20 protein-coding genes are annotated in these 22,135 nt (G+C 71.1%); 2 read left to right on the forward strand and 18 right to left on the reverse strand.

What is annotated here, in order from left to right; all coding sequences use genetic code 11:
• Position 1: 1 nt before the first annotated feature.
• The 9 genes from carB to DEJ29_RS10110 all read right to left on the reverse strand — a co-directional run bounded on the left by carB (position 2) and on the right by DEJ29_RS10110 (position 10,871).
• Positions 2–3,295 carry a carbamoyl-phosphate synthase large subunit gene (carB, locus tag DEJ29_RS10070; RefSeq protein WP_111094241.1) on the reverse strand — a complete coding sequence of 1,098 codons (3,294 nt, stop codon included), beginning with the start codon at positions 3,293–3,295 and terminating at the stop codon, positions 2–4.
• A complete protein-coding gene (carA, locus tag DEJ29_RS10075; RefSeq protein WP_071403717.1) occupies positions 3,295–4,494 on the reverse strand; it encodes a glutamine-hydrolyzing carbamoyl-phosphate synthase small subunit in 1,200 nt (399 codons plus the stop codon). The genes carB and carA overlap by 1 nt, the downstream gene beginning before the upstream one ends.
• Positions 4,491–5,054 (reverse strand): PH-like domain-containing protein, encoded by a 564-nt coding sequence (locus DEJ29_RS10080; RefSeq protein WP_111094240.1) that lies wholly within the window; start codon positions 5,052–5,054, stop codon positions 4,491–4,493. Before DEJ29_RS10080 ends, carA begins: the two co-directional genes overlap by 4 nt.
• The gene (locus DEJ29_RS10085; RefSeq protein WP_111094239.1) at positions 5,051–6,409 is read right to left on the reverse strand and encodes a dihydroorotase; all 1,359 of its coding nucleotides are present in this window, start codon (positions 6,407–6,409) and stop codon (positions 5,051–5,053) included. The genes DEJ29_RS10080 and DEJ29_RS10085 overlap by 4 nt, the downstream gene beginning before the upstream one ends.
• Complete coding sequence (locus DEJ29_RS10090; RefSeq protein WP_111094238.1) at positions 6,406–7,380, reverse strand: aspartate carbamoyltransferase catalytic subunit; 975 nt, start codon at positions 7,378–7,380, stop codon at positions 6,406–6,408. Before DEJ29_RS10090 ends, DEJ29_RS10085 begins: the two co-directional genes overlap by 4 nt.
• Positions 7,380–7,979 carry a bifunctional pyr operon transcriptional regulator/uracil phosphoribosyltransferase PyrR gene (gene pyrR, locus DEJ29_RS10095; RefSeq protein WP_017887177.1) on the reverse strand — a complete coding sequence of 200 codons (600 nt, stop codon included), beginning with the start codon at positions 7,977–7,979 and terminating at the stop codon, positions 7,380–7,382. Before pyrR ends, DEJ29_RS10090 begins: the two co-directional genes overlap by 1 nt.
• A 24-nt stretch (positions 7,980–8,003) precedes the next feature.
• On the reverse strand, positions 8,004–8,456 hold the full coding sequence (nusB, locus tag DEJ29_RS10100; RefSeq protein ID WP_027465744.1) for a transcription antitermination factor NusB: 453 nt from the start codon (positions 8,454–8,456) through the stop codon (positions 8,004–8,006).
• An 11-nt stretch (positions 8,457–8,467) separates the two neighbouring features.
• Positions 8,468–9,031, reverse strand: coding sequence for an elongation factor P (efp, locus tag DEJ29_RS10105; protein ID WP_017887175.1), 564 nt, complete (start codon positions 9,029–9,031; stop codon positions 8,468–8,470).
• 148 nt (positions 9,032–9,179) lie between these two features.
• Positions 9,180–10,871 (reverse strand): ABC1 kinase family protein, encoded by a 1,692-nt coding sequence (locus DEJ29_RS10110; protein ID WP_181438121.1) that lies wholly within the window; start codon positions 10,869–10,871, stop codon positions 9,180–9,182.
• Between the two features lie 157 nt (positions 10,872–11,028).
• Between DEJ29_RS10110 and DEJ29_RS10115 the strand changes: the two genes are divergently transcribed.
• Complete coding sequence (locus DEJ29_RS10115) at positions 11,029–11,337, forward strand: hypothetical protein (RefSeq protein ID WP_181438120.1); 309 nt, start codon at positions 11,029–11,031, stop codon at positions 11,335–11,337.
• Complete coding sequence (locus tag DEJ29_RS10120; protein ID WP_111094236.1) at positions 11,337–11,516, forward strand: hypothetical protein; 180 nt, start codon at positions 11,337–11,339, stop codon at positions 11,514–11,516. The genes DEJ29_RS10115 and DEJ29_RS10120 overlap by 1 nt, the downstream gene beginning before the upstream one ends.
• A gap of 9 nt (positions 11,517–11,525) precedes the next feature.
• Here the strand turns inward: DEJ29_RS10120 and aroB are convergent, their stop codons facing one another.
• The 9 genes from aroB to DEJ29_RS10165 all read right to left on the reverse strand — a co-directional run bounded on the left by aroB (position 11,526) and on the right by DEJ29_RS10165 (position 22,107).
• Positions 11,526–12,623 (reverse strand): 3-dehydroquinate synthase, encoded by a 1,098-nt coding sequence (gene aroB, locus DEJ29_RS10125; protein WP_111094235.1) that lies wholly within the window; start codon positions 12,621–12,623, stop codon positions 11,526–11,528.
• Complete coding sequence (locus DEJ29_RS10130; RefSeq protein WP_111039074.1) at positions 12,620–13,201, reverse strand: shikimate kinase; 582 nt, start codon at positions 13,199–13,201, stop codon at positions 12,620–12,622. Before DEJ29_RS10130 ends, aroB begins: the two co-directional genes overlap by 4 nt.
• Positions 13,198–14,418: a chorismate synthase gene (gene aroC, locus DEJ29_RS10135; protein ID WP_110858979.1), complete on the reverse strand. Its 1,221-nt coding sequence runs from the start codon at positions 14,416–14,418 to the stop codon at positions 13,198–13,200. Before aroC ends, DEJ29_RS10130 begins: the two co-directional genes overlap by 4 nt.
• A gap of 42 nt (positions 14,419–14,460) precedes the next feature.
• A complete protein-coding gene (gene mltG / locus DEJ29_RS10140; RefSeq protein ID WP_181438119.1) occupies positions 14,461–16,023 on the reverse strand; it encodes an endolytic transglycosylase MltG in 1,563 nt (520 codons plus the stop codon).
• Positions 16,024–16,116: 93 nt separating this feature from the next.
• Positions 16,117–16,560, reverse strand: a complete 444-nt coding sequence (gene ruvX, locus DEJ29_RS10145; RefSeq protein WP_171907752.1) for a Holliday junction resolvase RuvX — start codon at positions 16,558–16,560, stop codon at positions 16,117–16,119.
• Positions 16,561–16,568: 8 nt separating this feature from the next.
• The gene (alaS, locus tag DEJ29_RS10150; RefSeq protein WP_111046417.1) at positions 16,569–19,226 is read right to left on the reverse strand and encodes an alanine--tRNA ligase; all 2,658 of its coding nucleotides are present in this window, start codon (positions 19,224–19,226) and stop codon (positions 16,569–16,571) included.
• A 59-nt stretch (positions 19,227–19,285) separates the two neighbouring features.
• Entirely contained in the window at positions 19,286–19,468 is a 183-nt protein-coding gene (locus tag DEJ29_RS10155) for a hypothetical protein (RefSeq protein WP_027465751.1), read from the reverse strand.
• Between the two features lie 422 nt (positions 19,469–19,890).
• Positions 19,891–20,520, reverse strand: coding sequence for a 30S ribosomal protein S4 (gene rpsD, locus DEJ29_RS10160; RefSeq protein WP_017887166.1), 630 nt, complete (start codon positions 20,518–20,520; stop codon positions 19,891–19,893).
• A 234-nt stretch (positions 20,521–20,754) separates the two neighbouring features.
• Entirely contained in the window at positions 20,755–22,107 is a 1,353-nt protein-coding gene (locus DEJ29_RS10165) for a replication-associated recombination protein A (protein ID WP_084740335.1), read from the reverse strand.
• Positions 22,108–22,135: the final 28 nt, after the last annotated feature.

A 22,135-nucleotide genomic window follows, 5' to 3' on the forward strand; every position in this document is an offset into this window, starting at 1 on the left:
GTCACCAGGTCGCGCGCTCGAGCGCGTAGTCCTGCAGGCTGCGGACGTTGAGCGGCGAACCGATCGTCTCGATCGCCGCGACGGCCGCCCCGATCTGCGCGATCGTCGTGAACAGCGGCTTGTCCGCCGCGACCGTGGCCGCACGGATCTCGTACCCGTCCGCACGACCGGCGGCACCCGACGGCGTGTTGATCACGATGTCGACCTCGCCCCTGGCGAGCAGGTCGACGACGCTCTCGCCGCCCTGGCTGTACTTGCCGACGATCCCGACCTCGATGCCGTTGCGGCGGAGGATCTCCGCCGTGCCCTCGGTCGCGATGATCGTGAAGCCGAGCTGCTGCAGGCGGTGCACCGGCAGCACGATCGCGCGCTTGTCGGTGTCGGCGACGCTCACGAAGACCGTGCCGCTGGTCGGCAGGCCGCCGTACGCGGCGTCCTGCGACTTGAGGAACGCCCGCGGGAAGTCGCGGTCGATGCCCATGACCTCGCCGGTGGAGCGCATCTCGGGGCTGAGCACCGAGTCGACGACCTGGCCTTCGCGGGTGCGGAAGCGACGGAAGGGCAGCACGGCCTCCTTCACGGCGACCGGCGACTGTGCGGGGACGAACGCCCCGTCACGCTCGGGCAGCATGCCCTCGGCGACGAGCTCGGCGACCGTGGTGCCGGTCATGATGCGGGACGCGGCCTTGGCCAGCGGGATGCCGAGCGCCTTCGAGACGAAGGGCACGGTGCGGCTGGCGCGCGGGTTCGCCTCGAGGACGTAGAGCACGCCGGCGCCGATGGCGAACTGGACGTTGAGCAGGCCCTGCACACCGATGCCGCGGGCGATCTTCTCGGTCGCGTCGACGACGCCCTGGATCTCCGCGCGGCCGAGACCGACCGGGGGCAGGGTGCAGGCCGAGTCGCCGGAGTGGATGCCGGCCTCTTCGAGGTGCTCCATGATGCCGCCGATGTAGAGCCGCTCGCCGTCGAAGAGCGCGTCGACGTCGATCTCCACGGCGTCGTCCAGGAACCGGTCGACCAGCAGCGGGAGCTCCGGGCCGATGATCGCCTGGTCGGCCATCCGGTCGAAGTAGTCCGCGAGCGACGGGGAGTCGTAGAGGATCTCCATGCCGCGGCCGCCCAGCACGAACGACGGGCGGACGAGGACGGGGTACCCGATCTCCTCGGCCACCGTGGTAGCGCTCGCCAGGTCGTGGGCGGTGCCGTTCCGCGGTGCGAGCAGGCCGGCGGCGTCGAGGATGGCGGAGAACTGCCCGCGCTCCTCGGCCGAGTCGATCGCGGTGGGGCTGGTGCCGAGGATCGGGATGCCCGCGGCCTCGAGCGGCTTCGCCAGGCCGAGGGCGGTCTGACCACCGAGCTGCACGACGACGCCGACGAGTTCGCCGGACGCGGCCTCGGCCTCGATGACCTCGAGGACGTCCTCGGCCGTCAGCGGTTCGAAGTACAGGCGGTCCGAGGTGTCGTAGTCGGTCGACACGGTCTCGGGGTTGCAGTTGATCATGATCGTCTCGAACCCGGCGGCGCTCAGCGCGAAGGACGCGTGCACGCACGAGTAGTCGAACTCGACGCCCTGTCCGATGCGGTTCGGGCCGGAGCCGAGGATGACGACCTTCTTGCGGTCGCTCGGCGTGATCTCGGTCTCGGTGTCGTACGACGAGTAGTGGTACGGCGTCAGGGCGGGGAACTCGCCGGCGCAGGTGTCCACGGTCTTGAAGACCGGTCGGATGCCCTGGGCGTGCCGCTCGTCACGGACCTGCTGCTCGGAGACCGGTGCCGCGTCCGTGCTGCGCAGGCTCGCGATCTGGGTGTCGCTGAAGCCGTGCTCCTTCGCCCAGCGCATCGTGTCCGCGTCGAGGGTCTCGGCGGCCCGGACCTCGTCCGCGACCTCGTTGATGAGCACGATCTGGTCGATGAACCAGGGGTCGATCTTGGTGGCCTCGAAGACCTCGTCCGCGGTGGCACCCGCGACCAGGGCCTGCTGGACCGTGACGATGCGGCCGTCGGTCGGGATCGACGACTTCGTCAGCAGGGCGTCCTTGTCGAGCTCGGCCGCCGGGGTGTCCCAGTGGAAGCTCGACCCGCGCTTCTCGAGCGAGCGCAGCGACTTCTGCAGTGCCGTCGCGTAGTTCCGGCCGATGGCCATCGCCTCGCCGACGCTCTTCATCGTCGTGGTCAGGGTGGCGTCGGCGGCCGGGAACTTCTCGAACGCGAACCGCGGGGTCTTCACGACCACGTAGTCGAGCGTCGGCTCGAAGCTCGCCGGGGTGACCTTCGTGATGTCGTTCTCGATCTCGTCGAGCCGGTATCCGATGGCGAGCTTCGCGGCGATCTTGGCGATCGGGAAGCCCGTGGCCTTCGACGCGAGGGCCGACGAGCGGGACACGCGGGGGTTCATCTCGATGACGATGACGCGGCCGTTGGACGGGTCGACGGCGAACTGGATGTTGCAGCCACCGGTGTCGACGCCGACGCGACGGATGATGTCGATGCCGATGTTCCGCATGTTCTGGTACTCGCGGTCGGTCAGGGTCAGCGCGGGGGCGACCGTGATCGAGTCACCGGTGTGGACGCCGACCGGGTCGACGTTCTCGATGGAGCAGATGACGACGGTGTTGTCGTAGTTGTCGCGCATCAGCTCGAGCTCGTACTCCTTCCAGCCGAGGATGGACTCCTCGAGCAGGACCTCGGTCGTCGGGCTGGACTGCAGCCCGTCGCCGACGAAGCGGACGAGTTCGGCCTCGTTGTAGGCGAAGCCCGAGCCGAGGCCGCCCATGGTGAACGACGGGCGGACGACCAGCGGGTACCCGAGGTCCTTCGCGAACTCCTTCGCTTCCTCCAACGTGTGCGCGATGTGGCTGCGGGCGACGTCAGCACCGGACTCGAGGACGAGCTCCTTGAAGAGCTGGCGGTCCTCGCCGCGCTGGATCGCCTCGACCTTGGCGCCGATGAGCTCGACGCCGTGCTTGTCGAGGATGCCGGCCTCGTCGAGCGCGATGGCCGCGTTCAGGGCCGTCTGGCCGCCGAGGGTCGGCAGGACGGCGTCCGGCTTCTCGATGCGGATGATCTCCTCGAGCGACGCGTTCGTGATCGGCTCGATGTAGGTCGCGTCGGCGAAGTCGGGGTCGGTCATGATCGTCGCCGGGTTCGGGTTGACCAGGATGACCCGGACGCCCTCGGCCCGGAGGACACGGCACGCCTGGGTGCCGGAGTAGTCGAACTCCGCGGCCTGACCGATGACGATCGGGCCGGAGCCGATGACGAGGACGGAGTTGATGTCTGCGCGCTTGGGCATCAGTTCGCTTCCTTGGTGATGTCTGCTGCGGGGGTCGTGGCGTCGGCGGTGGCCGCGTCGAGCGGCTCCCCGTCGCGACGCTCGCGCACCATGTCCGCGAACCGGTCGAAGAGGTACATGCTGTCGTGCGGTCCGGCGGCGGCCTCGGGGTGGTACTGCACGCTGAACGCCGGCACGTCGAGCGCGCGGAGGCCCTCGACCACGTTGTCGTTCAGCGAGTAGTGCGAGACCTCGACCCGACCGAACCCGGCCGGGGACTCGAGGACCTCGCCGAGGGGCGCGTCGACCGCGAAGCCGTGGTTCTGGCTCGTGATCTCGACCTTGCCCGTGGTCGTGTCGAGCACCGGCTGGTTGATCCCGCGGTGGCCGAAGGGCAGCTTGTAGGTGCCGAAGCCGAGCGCGCGGCCGAGCAGCTGGTTGCCGAAGCAGATGCCGAAGAACGGGCGGCCGGTGCGCAGGCTGTCCTGCAACAGCTCCACCTGTGCGTCCGACGCGGCGGGGTCGCCGGGGCCGTTCGAGTAGAACAGGGCGTCCGGTGCGAGGGCTTCCAGCTCCGCAGCGGAGATGTCCTGCGGCACCACGTGCACCTCGAAGCCGCGGGCCGCGAGGTACCGGGTGGTCGAGGCCTTCACGCCGAGGTCGAGCACGGCCAGGGTGCCGATCTGCTCGCCGACGGCGGGGACGACGTAGGTCTCCGGGGTGGACACGACCGCCGAGAAGCTCGCGCCGGCCATCGTCGCCTGCGACACGACCGCGTCCAGCTGCGACTCGGCCGACAGTGCAGCGTCCGCACCGCTGAAGACGCCGCCCTTCATGGCGCCGGCGTCACGGATGCGGCGAGTGAGTGCGCGGGTGTCGATGCCGGAGATGCCGACGATGCCGTCGCGCACCAGGTGGTCGTCGAGCGTCGCGTTCGCGCGGTGGTTCGACACCACGCGGCTGGGGTCGCGCACCACGTACCCGGCGACCCAGATGCGACGGGACTCGGGGTCCTCGTCGTTCACCCCGGTGTTGCCGATGTGCGGCGCGGTCTGCACCACGATCTGTCCGGCGTAGGAGGGGTCGGTCAGCGTCTCCTGGTAGCCGGTCATGCCGGTCGCGAAGACCACCTCGCCGAGCGTGCGCCCACGGGCGCCGTAGGCCCAGCCGTCGTACCGGGTGCCGTCTTCGAGGACCAGGACGGCCCGTTCGCGTGTCATGCTTTCTTCCCTTCGCCCGCGGTTCGCGGAGCATCGGCCGCAGTCGCCTGCGGCCCGGTCTCGGTCAGTCCCTGCAGGGCGTGCAGCGCGGCTGCGTCGCCCTCCGGGAACCGGAAGTAGGTGTCCAGGTCCGTCGCACCTGCGGCGCCGGTCGCCGTCCATCGCAGACGGACCAGTCCCCCGGGTTCGACCACTCGGTCGATCGCCCACGTGGAGCGGTCGGCGCCGCGGACCGCGTCGCGCGCGATCCAGCGGTCGTCGGTACCGGCGAGGCGCATCGCCACGCCGGTCGCGTGGACCGTCACCCCGCCGCGGCCGCGGAACCCGAGGCCGCCTGCGGTGATGCGTTCCAACGGCTGGTCGGCGCGGGTCGTCGCGACGGTGAACCCGTCCCACGACCCGACCGCCGGTGCCAGGTCGGCCGGCACGCGGACTGGAGGCACGGCTTCCGCCTGCTTCCCGGTCCGCGTCCGCCAGGTGCGCGCCATCGCGACGAACAGGGCGGCGACCGCGAGCAGGATCACCGCGCCGAGGAGCCATCGCTGCGCGTCGCCGCTCATGCGCGCGCCCCTGTCCGGAGCGCCGAGGCGTGCGCCGCGATCGTGTCCGCGTCGACGACGCGGCCGTCGAGCACCGTCGCGTACCCCTGGTGGAAGGTGGCGACGACCCGGCCGGGCAGCGTCATGCCGAGGTACGGCGAGTTCTGCGACTGCCCGGCGAGGTCGGTGACCGCGAACTCGCGGCTGGCCGACGGGTCGTAGAGCGTGATCTCGGCGGGTGCTCCCTCGGCGATGCGCTGCCCGTGCCCCTCGACCTGGCCGATCCGCGCCGGCGCCTCGGACAGCACCCGGGCGACGTCGGCCCAGTCGAGCCGGCCGTCGTCGACCACGGCGGACTGCACCACGCTCAGCGCCGATTCGAGGCCGACCATGCCGTTGGCGGCGGCGGGCCACTCGCAGCACTTCGCCTCGGCGGTGTGCGGTGCGTGGTCGGTCGCGACGATGTCGATGGTGCCGTCGGCCAGGGCCGCGCGGAGCGCCTCGACGTCCTCGCGGGCGCGGAGCGGCGGGTTCACCTTGTAACGGGCGTCGTAGCCCGGCGCACCGTCGTGGCCGGCGATGAGGTCCTCGGTGAGCACGAGGTGGTGCGGGGTGACCTCGGCCGTGACGTCGATGCCGCGGGACTTCGCCCACCGGATCACCTCGACGCTGCCGGCCGTCGAGACGTGGCAGACGTGCAGACGTGCTCCGACGTGGTCGGCGAGCAGGACGTCGCGGGCGATGATCGCCTCTTCCGCGACGGCGGGCCATCCGGCGAGGCCGAGCTCCGAGGACAGCCGGCCCTCGTTCATCTGCGCACCGATGGTCAGCCGGGGCTCCTGGGCGTGCTGCGCGAGCACCCCGCCGAAGCCCTTGATGTACTCGAGTGCGCGGCGCATGAGCAGCGGGTCGGCCACGCAGGAGCCGTCGTCCGAGAACACCCGGACCTTCGCCCGCGAGGTCGCCATCGCGCCGATCTCGGACAGGTGCGTGCCCTGCAGCCCCTGCGACACGGCGCCGATCGGGCGGACCGTCACGTAGCCCGCGTCGTCGCCGAGTGCCTGGACCTGCTCGACGACCCCGGCGGTGTCGGCGACGGGGCTCGAGTTCGCCATGGCGTTCACGGCGGTGAAGCCACCGGCGGCCGCGGCACGCGAGCCGGTGAGGACGGTCTCGGACTCCTCGTGACCGGGCTCGCGCAGGTGCGTGTGGAGGTCCACGAGGCCGGGCAGGGCGATGAGGCCGTCCGCGTCCACGGTGGTGGCGCCAGCCGTGTCGAGACCGGACCCGACCGCGGTGATGCGCCCGGCCTCCAGGCGGATGTCGGCACGCGAGCCGTCGACCAGCTGCGCGCCACGGATCAGGTGAGCGGTCATGCGGCGGACTCCTTCGCGTCGGTGCCGGTTCCGGCACTGCCCGTCAGGGCGAGGTAGAGGACGGCCATCCGGACCGAGACGCCGTTCTCGACCTGCTCGACGACGGTCGAACGGGGGTCGTCGGCGGCGACGCCGGCGATCTCGAGCCCGCGGTTCATCGGGCCGGGGTGCATGATCAGCGTGCGCTCGGACAGCCGCCCGAAGCGCGCCGCCGTCAGGCCCCAGTGCCGCGTGTACTCGCGCGGGTTCGGGAAGAAGGCGTCGTTCATCCGCTCCTGCTGGATGCGGAGCGTCATGACGACGTCCGCGTCCTCGGCCAGGGCGGTGTCGAGGTCGTGGTGCACCGCGGCGCCGAACGGGGTCGGGGTGGCGGGCAGCAGCGTCGGCGGCGCGGCGAAGGTCACGCTCGCGCCGAGGGTGCGGAGCAGCCAGGCGTTCGACCGCGCGACCCGGCTGTGCAGCACGTCGCCGATGATCAGGACGCGCACGCCGTCGAGGCCCTGGCCGCGCGAGCCGGCGCCGTGCAGGCGGCGACGCATGGTGAAGGCGTCGAGCAGCGCCTGCGTCGGGTGTTCGTGGGTGCCGTCACCGGCGTTGACCACCGGCACGTCGATCCAGTCGGCGTCGGCGAGCACCCGCGGGGCGCCCGATGCACCGTGGCGCATGACGATGCCGTCGATGCCCATCGCACCGAGGGTCTGCACGGTGTCCTTCAGGGATTCGCCCTTCGAGACGCTCGAGCCCTTCGCGGCGAAGTTCAGGACGTCGGCGGACAGGCGCTTCGCGGCGGCCTCGAACGAGATGCGCGTGCGCGTGGAGTCCTCGAAGAACAGGTTCACCACGGTCTTGCCGCGCAGGGCCGGGAGCTTCCGGACCTCGCGCGTGTTGACCTCGGCCATCTCCTCGGCGACGTCGAGGATGTGGACGGCCTGGTCGCGGGACAGGTCGGCGGTGGAGAGCAGGTGCCGCATCACGCCACCCCCTGCTCGATGAACACGGTGTCGTCGCCGTCGGTCTCGGCCAGGTGCAGCGTGACCCGCTCGTCGGACGCCGTCGGCAGGTTCTTGCCCACGTGGTCGGCACGGATTGGCAGCTCGCGGTGGCCGCGGTCGACGAGCACGGCGAGCCGGACGGCACGCGGCCGACCGATGCCCTGCAGCGCGTCGAGCGCGGCGCGGACGGTGCGACCGGAGTACAGCACGTCGTCGACGAGCACGACGACCTTGCCGTCGATGCCGCCGGCGGGGATCACCGTCCGGTGCGGCGCACGGCCGATGCCGTGGCCGAGGTCGTCGCGGTGCATGGTGACGTCGAGCGTGCCGACACGCTCCGTCCCGATGCCACCGGCGGCCGAGGACCACTCCGGCTCGATGCCGGCCAGGATCCGGCCGAGGCGCTCCGCCAGGACGGCGCCGCGGGTCGGGATGCCGAGGAGCACGAGGTCCGAGCCCCCGTGGTTGGCTTCGAGGATCTCGTGCGCGATGCGTGTCAGGGCACGCGTGATGTCGGGCTGTTGCAGGACCGTTCTGGTTCCCACGTCGACCCCCTTCCCCGCCTCACTGGACGGCATTAAAGGATGCTGACGTGGTCAACCCTACCGGGACTCCTGGTCTCCTGCGACCGTCCGACCGGACGGTGCACGACCGCCGGCGACGGCCCCGAGCACGCCGTTGACGAAGCCGGCGGAGTCCTCGGTGGACAGCGACTGCGCGAGCTCGACCGCCTCGGCGATCGCGACGGCGTCGGGCACCTCCGGGTTGAACCGGAGCTCCCACACGGCCATCCGCAGGATGCAGCGGTCGAGGACCGGCATCCTGGCGATCGACCAGCCCTGGGCGTGGTCGACGATGACGGAGTCGATCTCGTGACGGGCGTCGTCGACACCGGTGACGATCTGGCGGGCGTAGTCCCAGCTGGAGGCACGCTCCGGCTGGTCCAGGTGCCGGACCGTCTCGGTGGCGAGCACGTCCGCGATCGGCAGCTCGCGCACCTCGGCGACGTACAGCATGTCGAGGGCGCGCTTGCGGGCCTTCGAACGAGCACTCATACGGTCAGCGCCTAGGAGTTGACGCGGCCGAGGAAGCTGCCGTCGCGCGTGTCGATCTTCACCAGGGTGCCGCTCTCCAGGTAGAGCGGGACCTGGATGCGGTGGCCGGTCGCGATGATGGTCGCGTCCTTGGTGCCACCGGAGGAACGGTCACCCTGCAGGCCCGGCTCGGTCTCGACCTCGGTGACGATCGACGTCGGGAGCTCGACGTACAGCGGGTTGCCCTCGTTCATCGCGATGGTGACCATCGCGGACTCGAGCAGGTAGTTCTTGGCGTCGCCGACCACGGTCGCGGAGACCGGGATCTGGTCGTACGTGTCGGTGTCCATGAACACGTAGGAGTCGCCGTCCTCGTAGAGGAACTGGTAGTCACGACGGTCGACGACGGCGGTGTCGATCTTCGCGCCGGCGTTGAACGTGCGGTCGACGACCTTGCCGGAGACGACGTTCTTGAGCTTCGTGCGGACGAACGCGCCGCCCTTGCCCGGCTTGACGTGCTGGAACTCGACGACCGACCACAGCTGGCCGTCGATGATGAGAACGGCGCCGTTCTTGATGTCTGTGGTACTGGCCATGAGTCGTCGGTGTCCCGTTCGGTCGTGTTGTGAAGTGTCCTCGGGCCGCGGACGGCCCCGGACGAGTGTAGCGGACGCCCGCCCGGCGACCCGAGCGGTGCGCGTGCGTGCCGGACGCGCCGGTCCCGGGCGGGCGCCGGGCCCGGGCTCAGCGTCGCCGTCGGGCGAGCCAGGCGTCGATCGCCGCCCAGCCGAGCAGCACGACCGCCGCTCCCCCGAGCAACCCGCCGGCGACCCCGGTGGACAGGGCCGCCGTCGGTCGTGCCGGCAAGGACAGGTAGACGATCGCCAGGATCCCCGCCCCCGCACCGAGCAGCACGAGCAGGATGCGCCGGATCATCCCGGACACGAGCTGCCGGTCGCGGCTGTCCGCGAAGAGCCGGATGTTCACCGTGAACCGGCCGGTCTCGATCGCCTCGCCGATGCGGTCCACCCGGCGGGGCAGCCGACGGGCGGCCGACACGACGCCGAGCAGTTCCTTCGCCGCGAGGTCGCGGAGCTTGCCCGGTCGGAGCTGGTCGGTGATCTGCTCCCGGGCGAGTCCGCGGGACTCCTCGAGCAGGTCGAACGACGGCGCGAGCGTGCGGAGCGTGCCCTCGAAGATGGCCAGGGCGCGCGCCGCGGCGACGAAGTCCGGCGGCGGCTTCAACCGGTACCGCCCGAAGACCTCGACCGCGTCGTCCACGGTGTCGACGCCGATGCGCGCACCCGGGCCGAGCTCGTCCGCGACGAAGCGGGCGATGTCCCGACGGAAGTCGGGCTCGTCGTGCGCATCGCGCACGGGCGCCATCCGCAGGACCGCATCGGCGATCCGCGACGTGTCGTCCTGCAGGTACGCGGCCAACAGGTCCTGGACCGTGTCCCGGAGACCCGGGTCGAGCCTCCCGACCGATCCGAAGTCGATCAACGCGGGCCGCCCGTCGGGCAGCACCAGGACGTTCCCCGGGTGCAGGTCCGCGTGGTACAGGCCGTCGAAGACGACCTGGCGCAGGAAGGCGCGGAGGATCGCGCGCATCGGCGCGTCGAGGTCGCGCTCGGAACGCTCGGCGCGGATCGCGCTGAGCGTGTCGCCCTCCAGGAACTCCATCACCAGCACACGCCGGCCGGACAGGTCCGGGTAGGGGTCCGGGAACCGGACCTCGTCCGGACGCGCGCTGCGGGCCTGGGCCGCACGCAGCGCGGTGAGGTTCCGGAGCTCGGAGACGAAGTCGACCTGCCGGATCAGGTCGTCCGCGTACTGGCCGGCGATGTCCTGCACCCCGACCTGTCGCGCCTCGGTCGACCACCGGGCCATGAACCGGACGACCCGCAGTGCGATGTCCACGTCGCGGCGCACCGCGGCGTCGATCCCCGGCCGCTGCACCTTGACGGCGACCGCGGTGCCGTCGGGCAGCCGGGCGCGGTGCACCTGCGCGATGGACGCCGCTGCGACGGGCACCGGGTCGAAGGTCGCGAAGACCTGGTCGACCGGGGCGCCGAGCTCCTGCTCGAGGAGCGCACGGACCTCGTCCGGCGGTGCCGCCGTGACGTTCCGCTGCAGGTGGGCGAGTCCCTCGGTCCACTCCTCGGGCAGCAGGTCGTCACGGGTGGACAGCAGTTGGCCCATCTTCACGAACCCGCCACCGGCTTCCTCGAGGGCCCGGCGGAGGTGCTCGGCCTGATCGCGACGCAGGTCCGACGTTGCCGGGTCGTGCGAGAAGTCGAGACGACGGAACGGCACCAGGTGGTGGCGGCGGGCGATCGAGAGGAGTTCGGTGAAGCGTCGACCACGAGAGCGCAGGGTGGCGGTGTCGGCATCGCGCGGGCCGGAGAGGTCGCTCAGTCGGGGTGGGGTGGGCACGCCCGCCAGTCTGCTCCCCGGTGCTGGGTCCGCAGCGTGTGGGTGGCCCGGTCCGTCGCGTCGTCTGTCCTCCTCCACAGCCTGGAGGCCCGGCGCGGCTTCCACAGGTCGGCGCGGGCCCGGCGCGGGGCTCGGTCCTGGAGCGGACACTCGTGCCGTGGAGACAGCACTGATCGCGGCGTGCATCGCCGCCGGAGCGGCGATCGTCGCGGCCGTCGTCAGCTGGTTCGGGGCGTTCCAGAGTCGACGGACGTCCGATCGTGACCACGCCTGGCATCGGTTCACCTGGGCCGTCACGCAGCGGCCGGACATGAACACATACGACATTTCGACAACGGTGCTCCGAGACCTGGAGACCGTACCGTGGTGGTCGAAGGCCGATCGCCGACTCGCGAGCCGAGCGCTCCGCAGGCGAGCCAGCGCCGACCAGGCACTTGACGACGACGAACGAAGGGCCTCCGACTGATGTCGATCCTGCGACCGCTCCCCGACGCGCCCGACCTCGACGAGGACGACGACGTCCTCTTCGCCTGGGACCACGGCGCCACCGTCGACGAATGGCGGGAATCCCAGCGCACCGGTGTGGTCACCGTCTCGACGCGTGTCACCTGGTGGTGGCGCAGGATGCGACGGATCCTGCGCTGACCGGCGTGGCTAGACGCCGACCTCCTGGTAGGCGGTGAAGAGCAGGTGGTCCTCGGGGCCCTCGAGCACGACGGGCTTGCCGACGCCGTCCAGGATGATGAACCGCAGCATGCCGGAACGGGCCTTCTTGTCACGACGCATGGTGGCGAGCAGCCCCTGCCAGCGCCCGACGCCGTACGAGGTCGGCAGGTCGAGCGACTCGAGGATCGCCCGGTGCCGATCGACCGTGGCGTCGTCCAGGTGGCCGGTCAGTCGGGCGAGCTCGGCGGCGAACACCATGCCGACCGACACCGCTGCCCCGTGGCGCCACTGGTACCGCTCGGCGTGCTCGATCGCGTGCCCGAGGGTGTGCCCGTAGTTCAGGATCTCGCGTCGGCCCTGCTCCGTGAAGTCGTCCGAGACGACCTCGGCCTTGAGCGCGATGGCGAGCTCGACGACCCGGCGGAACTCCGGGGTCGTCGGGTCGGTGACCCGGTCGACGTCGGCCTCGACGATGTCCAGGATCTCGGGAACGGCGATGAACCCGGCCTTCACGATCTCGGCGAACCCGGTCAGGATCTCGTTGCGCGGCAGCGTGCGGGCGAGGTCGAGGTCCACGACGACGGCACGGGGGGCGTAGAAGGCGCCCACCAGGTTCTTGCCCTCGTTCGTGTTGATGCCCGTCTTGCCGCCGACGCTGGCGTCCACCATGCCGAGCACGCTGGTCGGGACGGCCACGTACGGCACACCGCGCAGCCAGGTCGCGGCGACGAAGCCGGCCAGGTCGGTGACGGCGCCGCCACCGAGGCCGATCACCGCGTCGGTGCGGGTGAAGTCGGCCTGCCCCATGATCTGCCAGCAGAACGCGGCGACCTCGACGCGCTTGGCGCCCTCGGCGTCGGGGACCTCGGCGATCAGGGCTTCGAGCCCGGCCTCGACCAGGAGCGCGCGGAGCTCGTTCGCCCGGGCACCGAGCGTCGGCGAGTGCACGATGAGGACCTTGGCGACACGCGGGCCCAGGATCGCGGGCAGGGCACCGAGCAGGTCCGTGCCGACGGCCACCGTGTAGCCGTCGTCACCGCCGACCCGGATCTCGGTGGTCCCGGCGGGCAGGGTCGACTCGGTCACGGTGCTCCTTCGGTGCTGGTGGTGCTGCTGGTCGTGCTGCCGGGCGCGGCGGTGGTGCCGGCGTCGCTGCGCAGCCACGTGACGACCTCGTCGACCACGCGGGACATCGGCCGGCGCGACGTGTCGACCACGACGTGCGCGAGTTCGGCGTAGGTGGCGGCCCGCTCGTCCATGATCGTCTGCCAGGCGTCGATCCCGCCGTTCGCCAGCAGGGGCCGGTCGGACCCGGCGATCCGGTCGGCGACGGCCTCGGGCGACACGGTGAGCAGGACGATGCGCGCGCCGCTCAGGGCCTGCCGGGTGTCCGCGTGGGTGACGGCTCCCCCGCCCACGGCGATCACGCCGCCGGTGGCCAGCGCCGCCCGGACCGCCTGGGCTTCGAGCGCGCGGAACGCCGGCTCGCCGCGGTCGGCGAAGATCCCGGGGATCGGCCCGTGCTCGCGCACGATGACCCGGTCGGTGTCCGTGAACGGGACGCCGAGGGCCTTCGCCACCCGCTTGCCGACGCTCGACTTGCCGGCACCCATCGGGCCGATGACGACCACGGGCGCGTCGGCGCGTCGGACGTCGGTGCTCACAGGTCGGTCGACGTCGCCGACGGCTCGGTCCGGCGCGTGCGCAGGGTCTCCGGGATCGCCGCGAGGTAGGCGTCGAGGTTGCGCTTCGTCTCGACGACGTTGTCGCCACCGAACTTCTCGAGCACCGCGTCGGCGAGCACCAGGGCCACCATCGCCTCGGCGACGACGCCCGCCGCGGGCACGGCGCAGACGTCCGAGCGCTGGTGGTGCGCCGAGGCGTCCTCACCGGAGACGACATCAACCGTGTGCAGGGCGTGCGGGATGGTCGCGATCGGCTTCATCCCGGCGCGGACGCGCAGCACGGTGCCCGTGGACATCCCGCCCTCGGTCCCACCGGCGCGGTCGCTCGTGCGGTAGATCTCGCCGTCCTCGCGGTACAGCTCGTCGTGCGCGGCGGAGCCCCGGCGGCCGGCGGTCGCGAAGCCGTCACCGACCTCGACCCCCTTGATGGCCTGGATCCCCATGATCGCCGCTGCGAGGCGGGCATCGAGCCGGCGGTCCCAGTGCACGTGCGAGCCGAGGCCCGGCGGGACGCCGTAGAACAGCACCTCGACGACGCCGCCCAGGGTGTCGCCGTCCTTCTTCGCGGCCTCGACCTCGGTGACCATGCGGGCGGAGGTCTCGGCGTCGAAGCAGCGCAGCTGGTCTTCGTCGAGGCGGTCCACGTCGTCGGGCAGCGGCAGGTCCGTGCCGTCGGGGACCCGGACGGTCCCGACCTGCAGGGTGTGTGCCACCGAGCGGATGCCGAGTTCGGCCAGGAACGACTTGGCGACGGCACCGAGCGCCACGCGCGCGGCGGTCTCGCGGGCGCTCGCACGCTCCAGGATCGGGCGCGCTTCGTCGAAGCCGTACTTCTGCATGCCGACCAGGTCAGCGTGGCCCGGTCGCGGTCGGGTGAGCGGCGCGCTCCGCCCGCGGGACATCTCGGTGGACTCGATCGGCTCGGGGTTCATGACCTCGACCCACTTCGGCCACTCGGTGTTGCCGATGCGGATCGCGATGGGGCTGCCGAGCGAGTAGCCGTGCCGGACGCCGCCGGACACGTGCAGCTCGTCCTGCTCGAACTTCATCCGCGAGCCACGGCCGTAGCCGAGCTTGCGGCGCGCGAGATCGGCACGGATGGACTCGAACGACACCGGGACACCCGCGGGCAGGCCCTCGAGCATGGCGATCAGTTCGGGTCCGTGGGACTCACCAGCAGTCAACCAACGAAGCATGCCGCAATCCTCCCACAGCGATCGTCCGTGCGACGTCGTCGCCTACTGGTAGTCGGGGTGCGCCCGCAGCCACGCCTGGAACTGCTCGACCGCCACCAGGTGCTGGTCGTAGGTGTCCGAGAAGACGGTCTTGCCCGACTCCAGGTCGACCGTCACGAAGTACAGCCACTTGCCCGGGGCCTCGTTCGTCACGGCCTTGATCGCGATGTCACCCGGGTTGGAGATCGGTGCGGGCGGGAGCCCCTCGTGCACGTAGGTGTTGTACTCGTTCGAGGCGTCCGCACGCTCGGCGTCCGTGGTCGTCACGGTGTGCGTGTTGCCCGTGCCGTACGCGACCGTGGCGTCGGACTGCAGCTTCATCCCCTGGTCGAGGCGGTTCTGGAACACCCGGGCGACCTTGGGGTAGTCGGCCGCGAGGCCGGCTTCCTTCTGCACCAGCGACGCGAAGACGATGGTGCGCTCCTGGTCGGCCTCCTTGACGCCGGCGGCGGACAGGTGCTCCTTCATGGTGTCGACCATCGACTTGAAGTACTGCTCGGCGGTCCAGCCCGGGTTGATCGGGTAGGTCGCGGGGAAGAGCCAGCCCTCGAGCGTCGTGACGCCGGACGGCAGGTCGTAGGCCGACAGGTCCTTCGCGGCCGCGTCGACCTGCTTCTCGGTCAGGCCGGCCTTCGAGACCATCCCGGCCTTGATGTCGGCGAGTGCCGTGCCCTCCGGGATGATGATCGACGCCTGGACGCGGTTGTCCTTGTCCTGCAGGGCCGCCAGCGCCGACTTCGAGCTCATCTGCTTCTTCAGCGCGTACGAACCGGGCTGGAACTGCACGTCCGGCGATGCCAGCAGGAGCTTGTAGAACACCTTCGAGTCCTTGACGACGCCGCTGCGCTGCAGCGTCGCGGCGACGTTCTCGCCGATGTCGCCCTGCTTGATCGTGATGGTCACCTTCGAGGTGCCGTTGCCCGTGTAGTCGTCTGGCTCCTGCGCGCCGCTGATCGCCGCGATGAGCTGCTGGATCTTGGGTGCGGCGAACGTGTACGCCCCGACGCCGGCCGCGAGCACGACCGCGACGATGACGAGCCCCGCGACGAGCGGTCCGCGCCGGCGCTTCGGCCGTGGCTCGCGGGGCGGCCTGGAGGCGCGTCCTCCGCCGCCTCGTCCCCCGCGTCCGCCGCCTCCCGCGGCACCACCGCCGCCGGTCGCGTCACCGTCGTCCGTCCCGTCGGCGCCGGACCCGCCGGCCGCGGCGGTCACCGCGGGCTCGGTCGACAGCTCGCCGGTCAGCAGTGCGGCGACCTCGGGGTGCAGGTCTTCGGGGCGGGTGGCGACCGGTGCGTCGGCGGGGGACGCAGGGCGTTCGTCGCGTGCGGCTGGCGGGGCCTCGGCGGTCCGTTCGGCGGCCGGCGGCTCCTCGGTTGCTGCGACGCGGGCTCGTTCGGCCTCGAGGGCGCGGGCTTCGCGTCGGGACATCGGAGGCGCCGGCGGTGGGGTCACCTGACCAGCGTCGTCGCGGTCATCGGTGCCTGTCGTGCGGTCGGAAGTCGCCTTCCGCCGCTCGGCGTCGTTGCCGGGCGCGATGATCGCGTTCCAGTCCAGATCGTCTGCCAACGTCCTCGGTCTCTCGGTCGGGAACTCCACCTGGGCACCGTCGTCCTCGCAGCTGACGACGAGAGCACCCATGTGCGGTACCGGGCAGCCCTGTCAGGGAAGCGTGGTGCCCGGAGGGGCACCGGCACTGCGCTCGTGGTCGAGCGCGTGTTGCAGAATGATAACAGCGGCTGCTTGGTCGATCACGGCCCGGGACTTCTTCGTGTTCTTGCCGGCCTGGTGCAGCCCTCGCTGGGCGGTCACCGTCGACAGTCGTTCGTCGACGAGGCGCACCGGCCGACGCGCCGCGATCCGGGCCGCGAACACGCGGGCGTCCTCGGTGGAGGCCGTGTCCCCACCCGACATCGACAGCGGCAGTCCGACGACGACCTCGAGCACGTCGTACTCGTCCGCGAGCTCCAGGATGCGCCGGAGGTCCTTCGAGTCGTCGCGACGGACGGTCTCGACCGGCGTCGCCAGCAGGCCGTCGCGGTCGCACACGGCGACCCCGATCCGGGCGCGTCCGACGTCCACGCCGAGCCGCCGCCCGGACCGGATGCCCACGGTCAGCCCGCGAGCCGTGCGGTCACGGCACGCAGCGCCGCGGGGAGCGCTGCTGCGTCCGTCCCGCCGCCCTGCGCCAGGTCCGGCTTGCCGCCGCCACCGCCACCGAGCACGCCGGCGGCCTCCTTCGCGAGGGGGCCCGCCTGCACGCCCGCAGCACGGGCGGCGTCATTCGTCGCGACGATCACGATCGGCTTGCCGCCCACGACGGCACCGAGCACGACGACGGCCGCGCCGTCACCGAGCTGGCCCCGGACGCCGGTGGCGAGCGAGCGCAGGTCGTCACCGGACTGCAGCCCGTCGACCGTCTCGGCGACCACGGTGGTGGCACCGACGGTGGTGGCGTTCCGGGCGATGGCGGGCACGCGCTGCTGCAGGTTCGCCGACTCGTACTCGGCGAGCTTCTTCTGGGCGGACCGGAGGTCCTCCATCAGGTTCTGCACGCGGGCCGGCAGGTCCGCACGGGGAGCCTTGAGCGCGCTGGAGAGCTGCGACACGATCGTGCGCTCGACGGCGAGGTCGCGGAACCCCTCGAGCCCGACCAGCGCCTCGACGCGGCGGTTCGTCGAACCGACGCTCGACTCCCCCACCAGGTTGACGAGTCCGATCTGCGCGCTCGAGGCGACGTGCGTGCCACCGCAGAGCTCGCGGGACCACGGGCCGCCGATGTCGACCATGCGGACCTCTGCACCGTACTTCTCACCGAACAGGGCCTGCGCCCCGAGGGCCTTCGCCTCGTCGATGGGCAGGATGCGCGTGGAGACCTCGAGGTCGGTGCGGATCGCGGTGTTCACGACCTCCTCGATCTCGGAGCGCGTCTCGAGCGAGACCGGCTGCGACCACGAGAAGTCGAGGCGCATGTAGCCGGACTTGTTGTACGAACCGGCCTGCAGCGCCTCCGGCCCGAGGATGTCGCGGAGCGCCGCGTTCACCAGGTGCGTCGCGGAGTGTGCCTGGGTCGCGCCGCGGCGGTACTCCGCGTCGACGACGGTGCTCGCGGCGTCACCGACGCCGACCTCGCCGGAGCGGACCTGCACGGTGTGGCTCCACAGCCCGGAGACCGGTCGCTGGACGTCGAGGACCTCGAGGTCGAACCCGTTGCCGACGATCGAGCCCTGGTCGGCGTCCTGGCCGCCCGACTCGGCGTACAGCGAGGTCTCGCCGAGGATGACCTCGGCGATGTCACCCGCGACCGCACGGTCGACGCTCACACCGCCGACGATGATGCCGAGCACACGCGTCTCGGCCTCGAGCGCGTCGTAGCCGAGGAACGTCGTCTCACCCTTGGCCCGGAACGCGCTGTACACGCTCAGGTCGGCGATCGCGGTCTTCTTGCTCTTCGCGTCGGCCTTCGCCCGGGCACGCTGCTCGGACATCAGGGTCTCGAACGCCGTGCGGTCGACGTGGACCCCGGCTTCCTCGGCCATCTCCATCGTCAGGTCGATGGGGAACCCGAAGGTGTCGTGCAGCAGGAACGCCGTGTCACCGCCGATCGACGGGGCGCCGTCCTGCTTCGCACGCTCGACGGCCACGTCGAGGATGGTCGTGCCCTGCGCCAGGGTGCGGAGGAAGGTCTCTTCTTCCGCGTAGGCGATGCGGGAGATCCGGTCGTAGTCGGACGCCACCTCGGGGTAGGCGTCGCGCATCGCGTCGCGGGACGCCGGGAAGAGCTCGGGGAACGTGGGCGCCTCGACACCGAGCAGGCGCATCGCGCGGACGGTGCGACGGAGCAGCCGACGGAGGATGTACCCGCGGCCCTCGTTCGACGGGCTCACGCCGTCGGCGATGAGCATCAGCGAGGAACGGACGTGGTCGGCGATGACGCGCATCCGCACGTCGTCCTCGTGCACGGCGCCGTAGCGTCGGCCGGAGATCTCGGCTGCGCGGTCGAGCACCGGGCGCACCTGGTCGATCTCGTACATGTTGTCGACGCCCTGCTTGATGAAGGCGACGCGCTCCAGCCCCATGCCGGTGTCGATGTTCTTGTTCGGCAGCTCACCGGTGATCTCGAAGTCGTACTTCGACCGCACGTCGGCGATCTGGTACTGCATGAAGACGAGGTTCCAGATCTCCACGTAGCGGTCGTCGTCCGTCGCCGGGCCGCCGTCGATGCCGTACTCGGGGCCACGGTCGAAGAAGATCTCCGAGCAGGGACCCGCAGGTCCGGGCTGTCCGGTCGACCAGTAGTTGGTGTCCTTGCCGAGGCGCTGGATCCGCTCGTCGGGCAGCGACGAGTGCTGCTTCCAGAAGCCGATCGCTTCGTCGTCCTCTTCGTAGACGGTGACCCAGAGGTCGTCCGGCGAGAAGCCGAGTCCGCCGTCGGTCTCCGGGTTGGTCAGGAACTCCCAGGCGAACTGGATCGCCTGCTCCTTGAAGTAGTCGCCGAACGAGAAGTTGCCGTTCATCTGGAAGAACGTGCCGTGGCGAGGGGTCTTGCCGACCTCTTCGATGTCATTCGTGCGGATGCACTTCTGCACGCTCGTCGCCCGCGGGAACGGCGCCGGGATGAGACCGGTCAGATACGGGATGAACGGCACCATGCCGGCGACCGTGAAGAGGAGCGACGGGTCGTCGGAGACGAGGGACGCGGACGGGACGACGGTGTGGCCGCGGTCACCGAAGTACTGGAGCCAACGGCGGCGGATCTCTGCGGTCTGCATGGTGCTTCCTGGGTTCAGGTCGTGGGTGGAGGAGGGTCGAGGCTGCTCGGTCGGAGCGCTCAGACGTCGGTACGGAGCTCGGCCTCGCGCGACCGGTAGCCGTCCGCGACGGCACCCGTGAAGGCCTTCGTCTTGGCGTTCACCTCGGCGAAGAGCCGGGCGCCACCGGAGGTCTGGGCGACCCGGTGTGCGACGGCGAACCCGATGACGATGCCGACGGCGACGAAGAACAGCTGCTTCACGGTGCCTCTCCCTCTGTGCACCCGGGCGGTGCATGCCCGGACAACCTTAGTCGCCGGGCACTTCCGCGCGTCCCCGTCCGCAAGACGCCGTCGTGTCGGCAGGACGCCGCCGAAACCGGGGGCGTCTCGCGCACCCGGAGGCGCGTCGCCGAGGCGACGGCGTGTTGCGGACCAACCAGGGGCCGGGCTGGAGGCCGTGCGCACGGCGCACCCCGCGCCTCCCGTCCGCCCCTGCTCACGTCCACTGCCCCACACAAGACGCCGTCGTGTCGGCAGGACGCCGCCGAAACCGGGGGCGTCTCGCGCACCCGGAGGCGCGTCGCCGAGACGACGGCGTGTTGCGAAGCGGAGGGCGGTGCCGGAACGCCGAACGGCGGGTCGCCCTCGAGAGGACGACCCGCCGTTCGGGTGTGATCAGTGGATCAGCGAGCTGCGTAGTACTCGACGACGAGCTGCACTTCACAGGTCACGGGGACCTCGGCGCGCTTCGGGCGACGCACGAGGCGGGCCTGGAGCTTCTCGATCTCGACCTCGAGGTAGCCCGGGACCTTCGGGAGGACTTCCTGGTGGCCACCGGCAGCGGCGACCTGGAAGGGCTCCATCGACTCGGACTTCGCCTTGACATGGATCAGCTGGCCCTCCTTGACGCGGAAGGAGGGGCGGTCGACGAGCTTGCCGTCGACCAGGATGTGGCGGTGCACGATCAGCTGACGGGCCTGCGCGGTGGTGCGGGCGAAGCCGGCACGGACCACGAGGGCGTCGAGGCGCTGCTCGAGGAGCTCGACCAGGTTCTCACCGGTCAGGCCCTTCGTCTTGCGGGCCTCTTCGAAGACGATGCGGAGCTGCTTCTCGCGGATGCCGTACTGGGCGCGCAGACGCTGCTTCTCACGGAGGCGGACGGCGTAGTCGCTGTCCGCACGACGGCGCGTACGGCCGTGCTCACCGGGCCCGTAGGGGCGCTTCTCGAGGTAACGGGCGGCCTTCGGCGTCAGCGGAATGCCGAGTGCGCGCGACAGGCGGGTCTTGCTGCGGGTACGTGACTTGGTAGACACAGGGTCCTTTTCTCTGTTCGAACTGAATACTCACCGGAGGCCGGGCACGCGAGTGCCGGTGGCCCCGACGACGGGATCCAGAGGGATGAGCCTGTGGGATCGGACGGCTACAGTCCGAACCTCTGCCCCCGTACCACCGGAGTGGCACTCTGTCCTCGACGCAGCCGTGCTCGAGGACCAGGACGTAGGCCCGGCAATGCTAGCAGCATCGGGGCGAGCGCAGAAGCACCGCCACTAGTGCCCGCGTGTGATCTTCCGGAGTCGTTCGAGCCGCGGCCCGACCTCGCGCTCGTAGCCGTTGGCCGTCGGCGTGTAGTACTCGGTGCCCTCGAGTGCGTCCGGCAGGTACTGCTGCTCGGCGACCCCGTGCTCGGCGTCGTGGGAGTAGACGTACCCCTTGCCGTGCCCGAGGCGCTTCGCCCCGGCGTAGTGCGCGTCGCGCAGGTGCATCGGGACCGTGCCCATGCGCCCCGCCTTGACGTCGGCCATCGCCTGGTTGATGCCGTTGTAGGCGGCGTTCGACTTCGGCGCCGTCGCCAGGTAGACGACCGCCTCGGCCAGCGGGATCCGCCCCTCGGGCATCCCGATGAGCTGGACGGCCTGGGCCGCCGCGACCGCGATGGGCAGCGCCTGGGGGTCGGCCATGCCGATGTCCTCGGACGCGGAGATGATGATCCGCCGCGCGATGAACCGGGAGTCCTCGCCGGCCTCGATCATCCGGGCGAGGTAGTGCAGGGCGGCGTCGACGTCGCTCCCCCGCACCGACTTGATGAACGCGCTGATGACGTCGTAGTGCTCGTCGCCCTGTCGGTCGTAGCGCAGCAGGGCTCGGTCGACCGCGGCCGCGACGGTGTCGGCGTCGACGACGGGCACGGTGTCGTCGTCCTCGTCCTGCGCGGCGGTGGCCGACGCCGCCGCGGCCTCGAGCGCGGTCAGGGCACGTCGGGCGTCGCCGGACGCGAGGCGGATGATCGCACTGCGGGCTTCGTCACCGAGGACGACGGCACCGCCGAGCCCGCGGGGGTCCTCCACCGCGCGGTCGACGAGCATGCCGAGGTCGGGATCGGTGAGCGGTTTGAGCGTCAGGAGCAGCGAGCGGGACAGCAGGGGCGAGATGACCGAGAACGACGGGTTCTCGGTGGTGGCGGCGATCAGGATGACCCACCCGTTCTCGACGCCGGGCAGCAGGGCGTCCTGCTGGGCCTTGCTGAACCGGTGGATCTCGTCGAGGAACAGCACCGTGGTCGACCCGTACAGGTCGCGGTGGGTCAGTGCCTTCTCCATGACCTCGCGCACGTCCTTCACGCCGGCGGTCACGGCGGAGAGCTCGACGAACTCGCGACCGGACTGCCGTGCGATGGCCTGCGCCAGCGTGGTCTTGCCGGTGCCCGGCGGTCCCCACAGGATGACGGAGACCCCGCCGGGGTTCTCACGCGTGCCGGTGGCGAGCTGCACCAGGGGCGAACCCCGGCCGAGCAGGTGCTGCTGACCGGCGACCTCGTCGAGGCTGGTGGGGCGCATCCGGACGGCGAGCGGGACGGAACCCTGCGCGAGACCGGCGCGACCACCCGTGGTGGGCGCGTGCATTCCCGAACGATCCGCTGCCATCCTGCAA

Origin of the sequence: Curtobacterium sp. MCPF17_021 (genome assembly GCF_003234605.2) — a bacterium.
GTDB classification, from domain to species: Bacteria; Actinomycetota; Actinomycetes; order Actinomycetales; family Microbacteriaceae; genus Curtobacterium; species Curtobacterium flaccumfaciens.